This is a genomic window from Alloacidobacterium sp. (assembly GCF_035631355.1).
Taxonomy (GTDB): Bacteria; Acidobacteriota; Terriglobia; order Terriglobales; family Acidobacteriaceae; genus Alloacidobacterium.
Genome location: NZ_DASQIX010000114.1, coordinates 1 through 16241 on the forward strand (window position 1 = coordinate 1; position 16241 = coordinate 16241).

Genomic DNA, 16241 nt, shown 5'->3' on the forward strand with positions numbered 1-16241 from the left:
ATCGAATTCACGCGAACGCCTGTGCCGTTCAAGTCCGCTGCAAGCGAATCCATCATCGCCACAGCTGCGGCCTTTGAAGAGGCATAGGCCGAAGCACCCGCGGCATGATCGATCGCGGCTTTGGCAGCAATGTTCACAATCGCCCCATGCCCCTGTTTCAGCATTGCTGGCACAACGGCTCTGGACAGGACAAAGCCCGAACGCAGGTTCAAGTGCAGCATCCGGGTAAAGACCTGTGTGTCCATCTCCCACAATTTGAGGCCACCGGCATAGCCGCCGACAGTGTTCACCATAGCGTCAAGCCGGCCATGTTTCGACATAATGTCATTAACATAGCTTTGTATCGCCGCCTCATCCGTCACATCGACGCTCTGACCGTCGAGCATCGCGCCATATCCAGAAGCAGCAGCGATCAGATCATCAAATTCCTGCTGGTCGAACCAAGGAACGGCGACACGCGCGCCCTCAGCAAGAAACGCGAGAGTCACAGCGCGGCCCAATCCGCCCGTACCGCCGCTGACCAGTGCCACTTTGCCTGAGAATCTGCTATCCATTTCTCTTCTCCCACACAGGATAATCAAGCCCTGCAAGGCGGTTAATGATCCACGCCTGCGCGGTCAGCAGGACAACCGCAGCCTCAATCACAAACAGATACTCCACATTGGCCAGGATGCCGAGGGAAACGATCATAGTGGTTGCGCCCGCCGGCGGATGACTGATCCGAAACAGTGCCATCCCGCCTCCGGTTGCAGCCAGCGACAGCGCTGCTGCTGTCACCGCCGGCCATGAGGCTCCCTGCAGAGCGGCGCCGGCAAAGCCATGCGACCCCATCAGGATGTATGCCCCGTACCCGCAAATCAGTCCAACCGCATGGCCAAGAATCGCATGACGCGGACTCGCCGCATCCGATAACGGCGCAAAAAAGAATAGAAAGGCCGTTGGCCCCAAGGAGGGAAAAACAAACGGCGTGCGTGTAACGAAAGCGAGCACCGACAGCAGGGCAATCGTGACGAATCCATTGATGAAAACATAGGCGGCCCATACAACACGGGGTGGCAGATGCGACAGCAGCCAGTCCAGCCGCAGACGGGCCAGCAGGCCAGCCACCTGCCGCGCCCGGTCATGTTCCCGGTTCGGATACCGAGCGTAGTTCATCTGCATCGGATAGTCCTTCTCCACTATTTAAGGCATGATGTTGCGCTGCAGGAAAGTGTGATCGTGCCGATGCCGATGAATCAGGTCGAAACCATGTGATTTCAACTTTCGAATCATCCCCTTTGTTTTTGATTTGGGAATCTCGGGAAAGAAGTCATGAAATTCAACGCATATTTGTTTGATCGGGATGTCCTGTGCGAGGCAGCACTCGAGCACCTCATATTCGAACCCCTCGATATCGATCTTCAGCAAATCAATAGAATGGTGCCCGTTCTTCTCCATTTCTTGCGGCAGGCTTGTGCATGTTGCTGCGTCGCCATCCCCGGCCTTGAACCAAACTTTGTCATCGCTGCCGCCACCAACAGAGAACTTCGCCTCCTTCGATCCGGATAATCCAATAGGCTCAAAATGAAGATGCTCGGAATGGGCCTGCGCAATTGTGTTCCTGGCAATGGGGGAAGGGTCGAAGATGTGAACTTCGACTCCAAATCTTCGGATAAGTTCCTGCTCGAAGGTAACATCTCCACCTACGCCGCCACTGTAGATCACCGCGTCCGGACTCATGTCGCGGATTACGATCGTCCACTGCGATGAGGATGAGGTGCCTAGAGTTTCCTTGTCGGGTATAGGCCTGCAATAGAGGCTGTCGAAGGCGCGTCTTAGCCGAAGACGGAATCGCCGGGGGAGGATCTGCGAGATTATCCTCATGGCTAACCTCACTTGCAACAATGCTGAGAAACAAATAATAAATGTTTCCGGTCGAATGCCGAAACTGGTCCGAACGTTTGGTAGCGTGGAAGCACAAAGAAATTCTACGGTTGCATTTACTAAAGCAAAAAGCCCTCGCTTTCGCGAGGGCTTTATTATGGCGCCGCAAGGCGCGTATCGCTGGATGCGAAGTCCTAGTACATGCCTTCCATGCCGCCGCCGTGACCGCCCGCTGGGGCAGCAGCCTTGGGCTCCGGAATCTCCGAAACCATGGCTTCAGTGGTCAGCATCAGTCCGGCAATGGAGGCCGCGTTCTGCAGGGCAGTGCGGGTCACCTTTGTCGGGTCGATGACGCCGGCCTTCACCAGGTCTTCGTACTCACCGGTGCCGGCGTTGTAGCCGTAGTTCAGGTCCTTATGGTCGCTGATTTTGCCCACAACCACAGCGCCTTCTTCGCCGGCATTGCCGACAATCTGGCGCAGCGGCTCTTCGAGAGCGCGGCGAACGATCTGAGCGCCGATCTTCTCGTCACCCTGAAGGGTCTTGACCAGTTCATCGACTTCCTTTGCCGAGCGGACAAGGGCCACACCGCCGCCAGGGACGATGCCTTCCTCAACCGCGGCGCGGGTCGCGTGCATAGCGTCTTCCACGCGGGCCTTCTTCTCCTTCATCTCGGTTTCGGTAGCCGCACCGACCTTGATGACGGCGACGCCGCCAACCAGCTTCGCAAGGCGCTCCTGGAGCTTCTCGCGGTCGTAGTCAGAGGTGGTCTTCTCGACCTGATTGCGAATTTCCTTCACGCGGCCCTCAATCGCCTTGGACTGGCCACGGCCTTCAACGATCGTGGTGTTGTCCTTGTCGATGGTGACGCGCTTCGCCTTACCCAGGTCCTCGATCTTCAGGTTCTCTAGCTTCAGGCCAAGGTCCTCGGTGATGGCGTTGCCGCCGGTGAGGATCGCGATATCGCCCAGCATCGCCTTGCGGCGGTCGCCAAAGCCGGGGGCCTTGACGGCTGCTACGTTCAGCGTGCCACGCAGCTTGTTGACCACAAGGGTTGCCAGCGCTTCGCCATCCACGTCTTCCGCGATGATAATAAGGGGCTTGCCGCTGCGGGCAACCTGCTCGAGCAGAGGCAGAAGGTCCTTCATCGAGCTGATCTTCTTCTCATAGATCAGGATGTACGGATCTTCGAGCACTGCTTCCATGCGGTCCGGATCGGTCACGAAGTAGGGGCTCAGGTAGCCGCGGTCAAACTGCATACCTTCGACCACGTCGAGCTGCGTTTCCAGGGTCTTCGACTCTTCAACGGTGATGACGCCGTCCTTGCCGACCTTCTTCATCGCCTCGGCAATGATGTTGCCGATGGTCGAGTCCGAGTTGGCCGAGATGGTGCCGACCTGGGCAATCATGTCGCCCGAAACCGGCTTCGAGAGCTTCGAGAGAGCGCCGCCTGTAACAACGCCGTTCTCATCCCGCTTGCCATTGATGACCTCAACTGCCTTGTCGATGCCGCGCTTCAGCGCCATCGGGTTCGCGCCGGCGGCAACCGTCTTTACGCCTTCGCGATAGATCGCCTGGGCGAGCACGGTTGCAGTGGTGGTGCCGTCGCCGGCAACATCGGAGGTCTTCGATGCGACCTCGCGCACCATCTGCGCGCCCATGTTTTCGAGCGCGTCCTTCAGCTCGATTTCCTTGGCTACGGTTACGCCGTCCTTGGTGATCGTCGGCGAGCCGAACTTCTTTTCGATGACGACATTGCGGCCCTTGGGACCGAGCGTCACCTTGACTGCGTCAGCCAGAGTGTTCACGCCGCGCAGAATCGCCTGGCGGGAATCCTCTCCATGCAGAATTTGCTTTGCCATTTCTAATTCTCCTAACGTCTTGTTCCCACATCGTGGGTGCCCCAGAGCCTGTCCTGAGCGAAGCCGAAGGATCGCGAAGGAGACCTGGGAGAGTAGTTATTTCTTCAGAATGCCGAGGACTTCTTCCTCACGCATGATGAGGAACTCTTCGCCATCGATCTTGATCTCAGTGCCGGAATACTTGCCGAAAAGGATGCGGTCGCCGGACTTCACATCGAGCGGAAAGGTCTTGCCTTCGTCGTTCGACTTGCCTTTGCCCACGGCGATCACTTCGCCTTCCTGCGGCTTTTCCTTGGCTGTGTCGGGGATGATGATTCCGCCACGAACGGTCTCGCCCTCATCTACGCGGCGAACCAGGATACGGTCGTGCAGCGGAGTAAAGGTAGTGGCTACAGTTGCAGTTGCCATTGCGGTACTTCTCCTTCGCGCGAGGGGTCTGCCTCGCGGTATTGATTGCTGATTTGGGAATTTCTACTGTAAGCGAGGAGCTTTGGTGCTGTGTGAAGGCTGTCGCACAGCCCTTTAGCACTTTCACTCTTCGACTGCTAATGTAGGGAAAGTTATTGACAGTTGTCAAGTGGGTCAAGGTGCAAATATGAGCGTATTCCGCTCATATATATTGCGGAGGTGTTAAATAAGATTAACTTTTGCTAGCCGCGAACATCTACACGATGTACTGGTGAAGCAGATATCGGTCATTACGGCAATTTGTAATGGTGCTTTCGTACCATATTTCGTTTCAAAAATGGCTATTTTTCTATTGATTTTTGGAGAAAAACTACCTAAAATAGAAGAGTTTGTGACTTCCCGGCGGGTCTGTTGGTAATGTGGTTCCCTGCCTTCGCCGGAGTATCTGTACGTCACCTTACTGCTAGGGGTAAATCAAATAATGGCAAAACGTCGTGGTAATCCAAACTGGGGCAAGCCGGAGCCCATCGGTCCGGTCGTGCCCACTGTCACTTCCTTCGAACAGGTCGTCAAGGAATACAAGCTCACTCCAGATCAGTACATCCGCTCGACGCGCCTGCGCGAATGGGCCCGCCGCAACCGCAACTCCAAGTACATCCCTGAGGGTTTGCTGGAAGCGTGGGGCTTTGAGATCGAGTCTACCCTGTAAGGTTTGAATCCAAAGCTAAAGTCACTCCGAAGCGCCGCCCGAAATGGGCGGCGCTTCTGCTTTCAAGTGAAAAATATTTTGTCCGATGTCCAAATGGCCGTCTGCCACGCGTCATGGTAGTAAATACATCCTCACGGAGGTTTTCCATGCAATACCTATTGGCGCTTTATGCAGATGAGTCCGGCTGGGACAAAATGTCCGATGCTGAGAAGCAGCAGGGTTACGTGGCCTACATGGCTTACACCGAGGCGCTCAAGAACGCGGGCGCCCTGGTGGGCAGCAATCGCCTTCGCCCAATCGAAACCGCATCCACGGTTCGCACCACGAACGGCAAGCCGCAGGTGCTCGATGGCCCTTACGCAGACACAAAGGAGCAGCTGGGCGGCTATTACCTCATCGAGGCGCCAGATCTCGATGCGGCGCTTGCCTGGGCAGCCCGTTGCCCAGGTGCAGGCCATGGCGTCGTCGAAGTGCGTCCCATCTGGGACATGTCCGCGCCTCAATAAAGCCGCGTCAGGCGGCTTTATTGATACATTGGCGGGATTCGACTCTTTTCGTGTCCCGCTTTGCGCTCGAATTGATAAATGTCTCAACTATGGAAGGGAATCCGAACATGGACATATTTCTCCCGCCGATCGAAAAGCCTAAGAGCCTGATGATGAAGCTGGTCTATTACTTTACGCGTAAGCAGTTCGGCAAGGTACTTACGCCTCTGAAAGTACATTCGGCGCGGCTGCCGCTGGGCTTCGGCATGTTCTACGGAAAAATCAGCAAGCTGGATAAGAAGCTGATACTGCCCCCGGAAGCCGTGATGCTCGTCCGTGAGCAGGTGGCGCGCACGAATGTCTGTCTCTTCTGCATCGATATCGGGCGTTTATTCACCATTCAGGCAAAAATGGACCAGGCGAAGTTCGATTCGCTTGAAGACTATGCAACCAGCCCGCTCTTCAGCGAGGCGGAGCGCGCGATGCTGGATTATGTGACCGATCTGACGAGAGATAAGAAGGTCAATCCGGAAACCTTTGCCCGTATGGCGCGTCATTACTCAGAACGCGAAATCTGCGAAATCGTCTGGCTCGTCGCCACCGAGCACGTCTACAACATGACCAACATCGGCCTGAATATCCATTCAGACATGCTCTGTGACATCAGCCGGATAAAACAAACCGCCGCATGAATCTGCGCGAAGACGATGCCCGTGCCGCAGCGGAAGCCGTCGCGCGCCGCAGCTATGGCAAGCTCGTCGCCTTTCTCGCAGCGCGCACGCGCGATGTGGCTGCTGCCGAAGATGCGCTGTCTGAAGCATTTACATCGGCACTTGCCGATTGGCCACAAAACGGCTGCCCGTCAAACCCTGAAGCCTGGCTGCTCACTGTGGCCCGGCGCAAGTTCATCGATATGACCCGCCGAAAGCACAGCAACGATATGGTTGGCCTCGATCTACAGCAGATGGGCGAGGTCCTAAGCGCGCTTCCCGCCGACACCGAGATTCCCGACCGCCGTCTCGCCCTGATGTTCGCCTGCGCCCACCCGGCCATTGATATTGCCGTCCGCTCGCCACTGATCCTTCAAGTCCTGCTTGGACTCGACGCCGAGGCCATTGCCTCTGCATTCCTCATATCGCCGGCAGCCATGGGCAAGCGCCTCGTCCGCGCCAAAGTCAAAATTCGCGAAGCCGGTATCCCATTCCGCATCCCTGAGCGCGAAGAACTTCCTGACCGGCTGGATACAGTTCTCGAAGCCACCTACGCGGCTTTCGCCGAAGGCTGGAGTGATGCCGCCGGCGCCGACGTGGCCCGGCGTGGCCTCGCTGATGAGGCCATCTACCTGTGCCGCGTGATTATTGAGCTGCTGCCGTCTGAGCCGGAAGCGCTGGGCCTGCTTGCCCTCATGCTCTATGCCGAAGCGCGCCGTCATGCCCGCCGCAACGCTGATGGCGAATACATCCCGCTCGCCGACCAGGATTCCGCGCAGTGGGATTTCCAGATGATTGGCGAGGCGGAAGGCTTGCTGCGGCGCGCCAGCGAATTTCGCTTCATTGGACGTTATCAGTTGGAAGCCGCCGTCCAGTCCGCGCACATCGAGCGCTGCCGTACCGGACGCGCCAATTGGGAAGCCGTGCTTGAACTTTACGACGCGCTCTTTGCCATGACCGGATCACCGGTGGTCGCCATCAACCGCGCTCTCGCCATCGCGGAACTGCACGGCCCCGAACTGGCGCTTGCCACTCTCGAAGAATTGGCGGTCGACAAACGTCTTGCCGAATACCAGCCCTGGTGGGCGGCGCGCGCAGAATTGTTTGCCAGGTCTGGCGCATCCAACGATGCCCGCTACGCTTATGAAATCGCCATCGGCCTCGAACACGACCAGTCCGTTCGCCGCTTTCTGATGCGGCGGCAATCTGCACTGTCGTCTTGAGCCGGACTATTCTTCCCGCAGTGTCTGCGCGGGATCAATCCGCGAAATTCGCAGAGTAGGCGCAATCGCGGCAATGACTGTCACAGTTGCAAGCATCAATACCACAGCCAGAATAGTGCGTGAATCGTAAACGCTCGTCCCGTAAAGCACGCTGCGCATGGCCCGCAATGCTCCGGCGCACAAGACCAGCCCAAGAGCAAGACCCACCACCGCCGACCATGCTCCCGTTGCTCCGACATGGACCATCGCCTGGCGGGCCGTCGATCCCAGTGCCATGCGGATGCCGATTTCACGCGTCTTCTGCGCCACGATATTTGCCACCAGCGCAAAGATTCCGACAGCACTCAGGATCAAGGCCAATGCCGCCATCGCGCCCAGCAGCGCCACCTCTACGCGCTGCGTCGCCAGCGTCTTCGCCAGCAGGTCCTTCATGCTGTAAAAGCCAGAAAAAGGCAGGTTAGGATCGACGCTCGCCAGCGCGTGTTGCATTTGCGCGGTCAGTCCTTCGACTGGCCCGGAGGTGCGGACGATCCAACTCGGCTGAAACCAGACATGGACCACCGAGATCTGACTGCTTTCCATCTGCGTGGCGGGAACATACATGGTCGATTCGTTGGTGAGTGGCGCAATGGGATCGATGCCTGGCGCCATGGCAACGTCCTCGACGACTCCGACAATGAGCATGTCTTCGAAGATATGGCGGCCGACTGGGTTCGCATTATGGAAGAATTTGCGCGCGAACTCCCGGTTCACGATGGTCACGCGCTGAGTTCCCGGGCCGTCTTCATCTGTAAAGGAACGTCCAGCCAGGACCGGAATCTGCAATGCAGCAAAATAGTCGGGAGTTACATATACTTCGTCCGCCATTGCCTTCTGCCCGGCTTCTTTGCCGTCGCTGATGCTGATTCCGCCCATAATCAACGAGCGTTCATATGGCAGGCTCAATCCGACTGCCGCCTGCTCCACGCCGGGAATCTGCCGCATGGCGGCGGTGCTCTCGCTCAGCAGCTTTCGGAAGGCCGCCGCGTCGTGATAGCGCGCATCGTCCAGCGAGGCCGTCGCGGTCATCACGCCGTTTGGGTTAAACCCTGGCGGAAGGGTCTGAAGATGGATGAGCGTGCGAATCAGCAGTCCCGCAGCCGCCAGCAACACCACTGTCAGCGCAACTTCGCCTGCAATCAACGCCTGCCGCAGACGCAAATGGTCACTGCCTGTTGTCATGCGGCTGCCAATGGCCGAACGCAGGTCGAGCCTCCGCGTCGTAAGCGTCGGAAGCATCCCAAAAAGAACGCTGGTGAGCAATGAAATGAGAAATGTAAACGCCAGCACTCCGCCATCGAGCGATACGTCTGCCACTGGCAGAAAATGCTCAGGCAGCAGCGCGATCAGCCCACGCAGCGCGAGGAACCCAGTCGCCACTCCAACCATTCCTCCCAGCAGCGCCAGCAGAAGATTTTCAATCCATAGTTGCTTTTGGATATGCCAGCGCGATGCGCCAAGTGCCAGCCGTGTTGCAATTTCAGGCGTGCGCCGCAGCACCTGCACCAGCGTCAGGCCGGCAAGATTGGCGCAGGCAATCAGCAGAATGAATCCCGCGGCCAGCATCAGGGCCAGAGCTTGCGGACGCAGTGTCGCCGTCTCTCCTTTCTGCAGCGGCACGGAATAATAGCTCACCTGCGCGCCGGGGTTGTCTTCCAGCTCATAGCGGTTGGTGCGCAGTGACCACGCGCGATTGATTTGAGCATCCGCTTCCTGCCATGTTGCGCCGTCGCGCAGCCGAGTAATGGCTTCGAAATTCGTGCCCGCGCCTTCGCCATCGCGGCTGGGTTGGAGTGCCGTATACACATCAGCGCTCAGGGGAATCGTCAGACCCTCAGGCAATACGCCGATGACCGTATATGGTTCGCCTTTCAGCAGAATTGCCTTGCCCAGGATGTTGGGATTTGAGCCGAAGGTGCTGTGCCACAGGCCATAGCTCAGAATGGCTGTCTTGGTCCCGTGCGGAAGGTCTTCCGCCTTCGTGAAATTGCGCCCCAATAAAGGATGAATCGCCAGCACATCCAGGTAATGCTCCGAAATGCGTCCTGCGCGGACATACTGCGCGTGCGATCGAGTCTCTAAATTAACGCCAGAAGGGCGAATGCCGGATACAGCGGAGATGAGAGCAGGAACGTGGTCACGCAGCAACTCCCATTGCTCGCCATTCACATGGTGCCGCTCATCGGAAGCGATGGGGCCTCTGATCCGCGTGTAGATCGTGCCCATGCGCTCCGGATGCGCATAAGGCAGGCTTTTCAGCATGAGCGCGTTCACAATGGAAAAGATTGCCGTGTTCGCGCCGATGGAAAGCGCCAGGGTTAGCACTACTGTTACCGTGAATCCTGGATTGCGGGCCAACTGACGCAGTCCGTAGCGCGCATCCTGCCAGAGAATCTCCATACCCGCTCCGGCGCGGCGATCGCGCACCGCCTGCTTCACCTGCTCCGCGCCGCCGAGGTCGGCCAATGCTGTGCGGCGAGCTTCTGACGCGGACATACCTGCAGCAACTCTTTCATCTGCAATCATGTCCGCGTAGGCGCGGACCTCGTCGTCAAGTTGCTTTTCGACGTGCTGCTTTTGGAAGAGGTTTCGCAGAACGCTGCGAACGCGGATCCAGAGTTTCATCGGTCGCCTCCTATGTCGCCTTCAACGCATTCGCCATGGCCAGAGCAACCGTTGCCCATTGCTCCGTTTCCACTTCAAGCTGGCTCTTTCCGGCTCTTGTAAGCCGGTAATATTTCGCGCGCCGGTTGTTTTCCGACTCGCCCCAGACCGAGCTCAGCCAGCCGGCTTCCTCCATGCGATGGAGAGCGGGGAATAGCGACCCCGGTTTGACCAGAAACGTCCCTTGTGTCATCTGCTCGATGCGGCGCGAAACGCCCAGTCCGTGCAACTCCCCAGCACCGAGCGCCTTGAGGATAAGCAGATCAAGCGTACCTTGCAGAAGATTTGCCTGTTTCGGCCCCATTGACCAGTCCTATCGAATAACTATAGGAAAGTGTGATCTTGTTCATATAGATTGTCAATAGGAGAATAGTGTTTGAGCAGTTCAGACACTTGCAGCCTTGGTGTTCTCTGTCAGTTAGGCTTTTTTCAGTGTTGATTTCGAGCGGCCAAACAAGCCCGACAATATCGGTTGACTTTCTTCTCCGATGAGTCGTCTCCTAAGAAGAGGCGAATGCCCAAATGAGAGCAATAGCCCATATTGCGGTCACTCTCATATCCGCTCTTGCATGGAACGCATGGGCGTTTCAAAGCGCCCCGCCTGCATCGGTAGCTCGAGCTCCTTACATACCTGCGCCTCATGGCAATACGAAAATCGCGATTGCATGGTTTAGCGAGGTGTCGGGTGAAGTGGAACTTGCCAGCGCTTATGGCAAAGACTTTCAACGTGCATTGGATCACACGGCTATTGCTCAAGGGAACGTCATTCGAACAGGCATGGGGAGGGCTGAAGTAGAGCTTCAAGATCAAAGCACCATCCGTGTTGGGCCTGATTCGATCATTGTATTTCCCCGATTGGAATTACTTCCTTCAGGTACTAAGGAGGCCATTGTTCGCGGCCTGCGGGGAACAATTTACGTCAGCTTGATACCCAACTACATCGTCAACAAAAAAGGGAACGACTTTGTATTCACGTTTGGCCAGCAGCAAGTGTATTTGCAATCCTCCGGGCATGTGAGATTAGAGATTAACGACAAGGAAGCCCGGCTGGCGCTGTTGGATGGTAAGGGCCGGGTTGAAGGACCCTTTGGGGCAATGGAGTTGGCCAGGAAGAAGACCTTTACTTTTGATCTTACGGAGCCGTCTCAACCCGGAGTCGAGAAGAAAATAAAGGCCAACCTGATGGACAAGTGGGATACCGCAGCAGTCGCTTTCCATCAGGATCAAATTGCCACACCTTCAAGAATTGCCCGTGGATTTTACAACCCGCCATAAGCCCATTGTGGCGAGAACACCCTAGATTGGCAGACAATAGGAACATGGCTGCCACGGCTCCATTTACTGACGTCCCCGGCGCAATCGAAGAGATCAAGGCCGGACGCATGATCGTCGTCGTCGATGACGAAGACCGCGAAAACGAAGGCGACCTCACACTGGCTGCGGAGTTCGTTACGCCGGAAGCCATCAACTTCATGGCGAAACACGGACGCGGCCTCATCTGCCTTACGCTGACTGAAGAGCGCGCCGACTATCTCCGCCTCGGTCCCATGACGCAGCAGAACTCCTCGCGCTTCGGCACTGCATTCACAGAGACCATCGAGGCCCGCGAAGGCGTGACCACCGGCATCTCCGCGCATGACCGCTCGCGCACCATCAAAGTCGCAATCGATTCGGCATCGACAGCCAATGACCTCGCCCGTCCCGGACACATCTTCCCGCTGCGCGCCCGCAAAGGCGGCGTGCTTGTCCGCGCCGGACAGACCGAGGCTTCCGTCGATCTCGCGCGCATGGCCGGACTCATCCCCGCCGGCGTCATCTGCGAAATCATGAAGGACGATGGCACTATGGCCCGCGTCCCCGACCTGACTGAATTCTGCAATCAGCACGGGATGAAGATGCTCACCGTCGCCGAGCTTATCCGCTACCGTCTGCAGAATGAACGCTACATCGTGCGCGTCGCGGAAAGCGAACTGCCGACCCCATATGGCGATTTCCGCATGATTGCTTATGAGAGCGAAGTGAATGGCGGCGAAAGCCACCTGGCGCTGTTCAAGGGCGATGTCAGTAAGGGTGTTGAACCGGTATTAGTGCGCGTGCACTCGCATTGCCTCGCAGGCGACATCTTCGGCACGACCCTGTGCGACTGCCACAGCATCATGCAGCGCTCGCTCAAAGCCATAGCTGAAGAGGGAAGAGGCGCGCTGATTTATCTTCACAACACCAGCCGCGGTTTTGACATTGACCGCACCATCACGCCGCACCGCATCATCATGCACCGCGAAGCGCGCACGCGTGAAGGCCATGACGAGCGCCATCAACGCACTCTCCGTCAGGTAGGATTGGGCGGCCAAATACTCGCCGATCTCGGCATCCACAAAGTTCGTCTGCTCTCGAACACTCCAACCCACGTCCCCGCTCTGCAGGGCTTCGACGTGGAAATTGTCGAGCAGATCCCGATCCCGGAACGCGAAATAATCGAGCAAAGTCGCAGTTGATTACTCAGAACGCAACGCAACCATGGGATCAATCGAAGCTGCGCGTCTTGCCGGTATCCATGCTGCAATCAGTGCTAGCAAGAGCATCAGTGTCGGCACAACGCAAAACGTCAGCGGATCGAAAGGCCGCACTTCAAAGAGAAACCGCCGCAACAGGCTCGCGCAAACAACAGCCCCGGCAAGCCCGGCAATTGACCCCGCAACCGCCAGCCCCAAACTCTGCTTCACCACAGAGCGCACAATCTGCCGCTGTGGCGCGCCTAACGCAAGCCGGATTCCAATCTCCCGTGTGCGCCAGCTGACGACATAAGTAATCAGGCTATAAACACCCACCGAGCCAACCCCCACCGCCAGCGCACCGAAGCAAAGCAGCAGAATCGCCAGCGACCGCGGAGCAGAAACAGACGCAGCCACCACCTCATCCAATGTTTGCACGTGCGTGACCGGAACAAGCGGATCAATCTCCGCTACCGCCCTGCGCAGTCCACTTACCGTCTGCGTTGCCGGAAGGTGGGAGCGCAGCAGCACCGTCATCTGCGTCTTGATGTTCTTCGCCGTCATGGGTAGATACACTTCATCGTCAAAAGTGTTGGCCAGGCTTGCATGGTGCGTGTTGCTCACCACTCCCACCACAATCGACGCCGCATTCATATCGAGTGCCGCCGGGGTCTGCTCATCCGCAACTTCGGCGATGTGCTTCCCGATCGGGCTCTGATTTGGCCAGAGCGATTCCGCCATCTTCTGGTTGATGACAGCGGCGCGGCTTGCGCCCGACTGGTCCGCGTCAGTCAACAAACGTCCCCGCAACAGGCGCAATCCAACAGTATGGAAATAGTCCGTCGAGACAGTCCGTTCTGCCGCTTGATTGGCCTCCTGCCGAGGGTTGCGCGGATGGCCCTCGGCATCGTAGATATACCTAAGGTCAAACCCCGTCATCGGCAGTTGATCGACGAGGGCAACGTCTTCCACTCCTGCAATCGTGCTCGCCTTTTGTTCCACTTGCTGAAAGAACGCGAGACAATGTCCCTGCTGCTTGCATTCGGAAGAATCCAGCGAAACCTCCGCTGTCACAATCTGCCCTGTGCGAAATCCCGGATTCACCTGCGACAAGCTATAAAGGCTGTGCAGCATAAGCCCTGCCGCCGTAATCACCACCACCGACAAGCCAATCTGCCCCACCACCAACAGCATCGAAAGCCGGAACTGCGATCCGCGCCCGGCGACCGCCAACCCGCCTGCCCGCAGCGACTTCTGCAAGTGCGGCGACGCCATCCTGATCGCGGGAACAAGCCCGAACAGCACGCCCGTAAATACCGATGCCACTGCGGCAAACAGAAAGACATCCCAGTGCAGCCCAACGTTCGCAATCCGAGGCGTATTTGCGGGAAGCAGCCGCGTAAGGGTGCGCAGACTGATCGCGGCCGCTGACAAGCCTGCAACGCCAGCCAGCAGCCCCAGCAAAACACTCTCCACCAGCAATTGCCGAATGATCCGCCAGCCAGAGGCCCCCAGCGCACCGCGAATCGCCATCTCACGCTCACGCGATGCCGCTCGCGCCAGCGTCAGGTTCGCAACATTGGCGCACGCAATCAGCAAAATCAATCCAACCGCCCCCAGCAGCAAAAGAAGCCGTGGACGCGTGTCGCCCACAATCGAAGCCAGCAGCGGAATCACGGTAGTGTCCGCCTCCCAGTCATCCGGCATCGTCCACGGAAACAGCGGCAGCAGCAGCGGATGCAGCCTTCGCAACTCCGCCTGTGCCGTGGCCGGTGCTATGCCATCCTTCAGACGGCCAATCGCTTGGTTTCGGAAGTCTTTCCACGAATCAACAGGGTCGCCTCCCTTAAAGGCGATAGGGATGAGAAACTGCGTATCAGCGTACGGAAAACGGATCCCCGCCGGCAGAACGCCAATGATCTTCCGCGAAACGCCATCGATCCTGATCGTCTGCCCAATCACCCGCGGGTCGCCCGCAAACCGCTGTTGCCAGTATCCGTAGCTCAACACCACCACCAGGTCGCGCCCCGCAATCGCATTTTCCGGCGAGAAAAAGCTGCCTTGCGCCGGATGAATACCCAGCGTATCGAACGCATTCACCATCACCGGCGATCCAAACACCCGCTCGGCGGCGTCCGTATCCTCCACATTTGATTCCGCATCCACTCCATACGCCGAGATCGAAGCAAACGACTGCGCATGGTTCTGATACTCGCGAATCCATCCCTTGGGAAAGTAGCCAGAAATCTGCACCAGCCTGTCCTGCTGCGGATAGGGAAGCGGCCGCAGCATGATCGAATCAATCAGCGTATAGATCGCTGTGTTCGCGCCAATCCCCAGCGCCAGCGTCGCCACCGCCATGATCGTGAACGTGCGATACCGCACAATCTGCCGCATTCCAAATCGAATATCCGGCCATAGAGAATCCACCGTCGGCCATTGCCACGCCTCGCGCCCGCGCTCTTCAAGAAGCGTCACATTGCCAAACTCGCGCCGTGCCATATGCTCAGCCTCATCGCGGTCCATGCCCTCAGCTACAAGCGCACCGACGCGCTCATCGAGATGCTGCTGAATCTCTTCAGCGAAATCGTCGTAAGCCTTACCGCGTGAAAACAAATTTCGAAGCCAGCGCATGTGCGCCTCCCATCATATTTGTCATCCCGACCGGAGCGCGTTAGCGGCGGAGCGGAGAGCCTGCCCTGAGCGCAGCCGAAGGGGACCTGCGGTTTCTTCCGAAATGCAGCGCTATGGGTGCGGACATTCTTAAACGCCAAACTGACATCCCTAAGACTCCACCGGAGAAAGAACCAGATGAATCCCTGCCAGCATCTGCTCAAAGCGGGACTTCTCGCGCTCCAGGTGCCGCACGCCCGCCGCCGTAATGTCGTACACGCGCACACGCCGGTTCGTGACCGAGATCTTCCACTCGGCCTTCACAAGCCCGTCCTTCAACATGCGTTGCAGCGCCGGATACAGAGACCCCTCCTCCACCTGCAACAGCTCATTCGACCGCTGCTTGATGTGCTGCACCAGCGCATACCCGTGCATCGGCTGCCGCCGCAACGATTGAAGGACCATCATCTCCAGCGCTCCAGGGAAGAGATCGCGAGGCTCGGTTTTTCCAGATTTCGTCATAGGCTTGCTGCAAACATGCCTAGACTAAAATAGCCTATAAAGCCTGTCAACCCTCAATAAATTTCATACAGTAAACAAAATAGAATGAAGGGTTTGTCGGTTTTTCTTACGATTTCAGGCGACAGATTCGTATAAACGTCGTATAAAGATTTCGTAAGGAATTAGTAAAGAATCTATATGAATGAGTAAGAATTCGTGATCGATACACTCATCATTGGAGCTTTTCACGTTCTGGAAGTCATGTTTTTTACGGGACTGGCAGGCTGTTTTCTCGCTATATCTGTCAGTTGGATCGAGATTTTTTCCGACGGTTTTTCCAGCGATCAATAAGCGTTTCGTGAGCGGAGCTCCTCGCCTGAATCACGCCAATGGCATCGGAGCCAGAGCCAGCAGTCCACGCTCTTCCAGCTCCCGCCGTAACTGCTCAATGTTCTTGAACTGAATCCCAACCAGCCCAACTCCTTCGGCCGCGTGAATATTCTCGGCCTTGTCATCCAGGAACAGGGCCTCCGCCGGAGCGACGCCCAATTTTTCGCAGGTGTGGATGTAGATCGCCGGATCGGGCTTCGCGATCCCCAGTTCGCACGACCATGTGTGATGGTCGAAGTCGCCCAGCCATGAAAACTCCTGCCGCATGTAGGCCAGTGTGTC

The 16241-nt window shown here is 57.3% G+C and carries 16 protein-coding genes; 6 read left to right on the plus strand and 10 right to left on the minus strand.

Annotation, left to right across the window (positions count from 1 at the left end; genetic code table 11):
• The 5 genes from VEV40_RS19815 to VEV40_RS19835 form a co-directional block, all read right to left on the minus strand.
• The coding region (locus VEV40_RS19815) for an SDR family NAD(P)-dependent oxidoreductase (protein WP_324834804.1) at positions 1-554 on the minus strand (554 nt) is incomplete at its 3' end.
• Positions 547-1155 (minus strand): HPP family protein, encoded by a 609-nt coding sequence (locus tag VEV40_RS19820; protein WP_324834805.1) that lies wholly within the window; start codon positions 1153-1155, stop codon positions 547-549. The genes VEV40_RS19820 and VEV40_RS19815, both read right to left, overlap by 8 nt.
• A 27-nt stretch (positions 1156-1182) precedes the next feature.
• Positions 1183-1863, minus strand: coding sequence for an FkbM family methyltransferase (locus VEV40_RS19825; protein WP_324834806.1), 681 nt, complete (start codon positions 1861-1863; stop codon positions 1183-1185).
• Between the two features lie 194 nt (positions 1864-2057).
• On the minus strand, positions 2058-3725 hold the full coding sequence (gene groL / locus VEV40_RS19830) for a chaperonin GroEL (protein ID WP_324834807.1): 1668 nt from the start codon (positions 3723-3725) through the stop codon (positions 2058-2060).
• Positions 3726-3821: 96 nt separating this feature from the next.
• The gene (locus VEV40_RS19835) at positions 3822-4133 is read right to left on the minus strand and encodes a co-chaperone GroES (protein WP_186746809.1); all 312 of its coding nucleotides are present in this window, start codon (positions 4131-4133) and stop codon (positions 3822-3824) included.
• 481 nt (positions 4134-4614) lie between these two features.
• On the opposite strand from VEV40_RS19835, the gene VEV40_RS19840 reads away from it, so the two are divergent.
• The 4 genes from VEV40_RS19840 (at position 4615) to VEV40_RS19855 (ending at position 7260) form a co-directional block, all read left to right on the plus strand.
• Entirely contained in the window at positions 4615-4842 is a 228-nt protein-coding gene (locus VEV40_RS19840; protein ID WP_186746807.1) for a hypothetical protein, read from the plus strand.
• Positions 4843-4988: 146 nt separating this feature from the next.
• Positions 4989-5348: a YciI family protein gene (locus tag VEV40_RS19845; RefSeq protein ID WP_324834808.1), complete on the plus strand. Its 360-nt coding sequence runs from the start codon at positions 4989-4991 to the stop codon at positions 5346-5348.
• Between the two features lie 107 nt (positions 5349-5455).
• Positions 5456-6019, plus strand: coding sequence for a carboxymuconolactone decarboxylase family protein (locus VEV40_RS19850; protein ID WP_324834809.1), 564 nt, complete (start codon positions 5456-5458; stop codon positions 6017-6019).
• Positions 6016-7260 (plus strand): RNA polymerase sigma factor, encoded by a 1245-nt coding sequence (locus tag VEV40_RS19855; RefSeq protein WP_324834810.1) that lies wholly within the window; start codon positions 6016-6018, stop codon positions 7258-7260. Before VEV40_RS19850 ends, VEV40_RS19855 begins: the two co-directional genes overlap by 4 nt.
• Positions 7261-7266: 6 nt before the next feature.
• Here the strand turns inward: VEV40_RS19855 and VEV40_RS19860 are convergent, their stop codons facing one another.
• Positions 7267-9924: an ABC transporter permease gene (locus tag VEV40_RS19860; protein WP_324834811.1), complete on the minus strand. Its 2658-nt coding sequence runs from the start codon at positions 9922-9924 to the stop codon at positions 7267-7269.
• A 10-nt stretch (positions 9925-9934) separates the two neighbouring features.
• A complete protein-coding gene (locus VEV40_RS19865; RefSeq protein WP_324834812.1) occupies positions 9935-10267 on the minus strand; it encodes a PadR family transcriptional regulator in 333 nt (110 codons plus the stop codon).
• 218 nt (positions 10268-10485) lie between these two features.
• Here VEV40_RS19865 and VEV40_RS19870 point away from each other — a divergent pair, with 218 nt between their 5' ends.
• Positions 10486-11238 carry a hypothetical protein gene (locus tag VEV40_RS19870; protein ID WP_324834813.1) on the plus strand — a complete coding sequence of 251 codons (753 nt, stop codon included), beginning with the start codon at positions 10486-10488 and terminating at the stop codon, positions 11236-11238.
• 44 nt (positions 11239-11282) lie between these two features.
• Positions 11283-12458, plus strand: a complete 1176-nt coding sequence (gene ribB, locus VEV40_RS19875) for a 3,4-dihydroxy-2-butanone-4-phosphate synthase (RefSeq protein ID WP_324834814.1) — start codon at positions 11283-11285, stop codon at positions 12456-12458.
• On the opposite strand, the gene VEV40_RS19880 is transcribed toward ribB, so the two are convergent.
• From VEV40_RS19880 to VEV40_RS19890, 3 genes are all read right to left on the minus strand, one after another.
• Complete coding sequence (locus tag VEV40_RS19880) at positions 12459-15089, minus strand: ABC transporter permease (RefSeq protein WP_324834816.1); 2631 nt, start codon at positions 15087-15089, stop codon at positions 12459-12461.
• A gap of 150 nt (positions 15090-15239) precedes the next feature.
• Complete coding sequence (locus VEV40_RS19885) at positions 15240-15590, minus strand: PadR family transcriptional regulator (RefSeq protein ID WP_324834818.1); 351 nt, start codon at positions 15588-15590, stop codon at positions 15240-15242.
• A 360-nt stretch (positions 15591-15950) separates the two neighbouring features.
• Positions 15951-16241: HAD-IA family hydrolase (locus tag VEV40_RS19890; protein WP_324834819.1), on the minus strand; the 291-nt coding region annotated here is incomplete at its 5' end.

Excerpts from the sequence above, each read along its gene's own strand:
- VEV40_RS19820 (WP_324834805.1), bottom strand. The coding sequence starts at position 1,155 with ATGAACTACGCTCGGTATCCGAACCGGGAACATGACCGGGCGCGGCAG.
- VEV40_RS19825 (WP_324834806.1), bottom strand. The coding sequence starts at position 1,863 with ATGAGGATAATCTCGCAGATCCTCCCCCGGCGATTCCGTCTTCGGCTA.
- groL (WP_324834807.1), bottom strand. The coding sequence starts at position 3,725 with ATGGCAAAGCAAATTCTGCATGGAGAGGATTCCCGCCAGGCGATTCTG.
- VEV40_RS19835 (WP_186746809.1), bottom strand. The coding sequence starts at position 4,133 with ATGGCAACTGCAACTGTAGCCACTACCTTTACTCCGCTGCACGACCGT.
- VEV40_RS19840 (WP_186746807.1), top strand. The coding sequence starts at position 4,615 with ATGGCAAAACGTCGTGGTAATCCAAACTGGGGCAAGCCGGAGCCCATC.
- VEV40_RS19845 (WP_324834808.1), top strand. The coding sequence starts at position 4,989 with ATGCAATACCTATTGGCGCTTTATGCAGATGAGTCCGGCTGGGACAAA.
- VEV40_RS19850 (WP_324834809.1), top strand. The coding sequence starts at position 5,456 with ATGGACATATTTCTCCCGCCGATCGAAAAGCCTAAGAGCCTGATGATG.
- VEV40_RS19855 (WP_324834810.1), top strand. The coding sequence starts at position 6,016 with ATGAATCTGCGCGAAGACGATGCCCGTGCCGCAGCGGAAGCCGTCGCG.
- VEV40_RS19860 (WP_324834811.1), bottom strand. The coding sequence starts at position 9,924 with ATGAAACTCTGGATCCGCGTTCGCAGCGTTCTGCGAAACCTCTTCCAA.
- VEV40_RS19865 (WP_324834812.1), bottom strand. The coding sequence starts at position 10,267 with ATGGGGCCGAAACAGGCAAATCTTCTGCAAGGTACGCTTGATCTGCTT.
- VEV40_RS19870 (WP_324834813.1), top strand. The coding sequence starts at position 10,486 with ATGAGAGCAATAGCCCATATTGCGGTCACTCTCATATCCGCTCTTGCA.
- ribB (WP_324834814.1), top strand. The coding sequence starts at position 11,283 with ATGGCTGCCACGGCTCCATTTACTGACGTCCCCGGCGCAATCGAAGAG.
- VEV40_RS19880 (WP_324834816.1), bottom strand. The coding sequence starts at position 15,089 with ATGCGCTGGCTTCGAAATTTGTTTTCACGCGGTAAGGCTTACGACGAT.
- VEV40_RS19885 (WP_324834818.1), bottom strand. The coding sequence starts at position 15,590 with ATGACGAAATCTGGAAAAACCGAGCCTCGCGATCTCTTCCCTGGAGCG.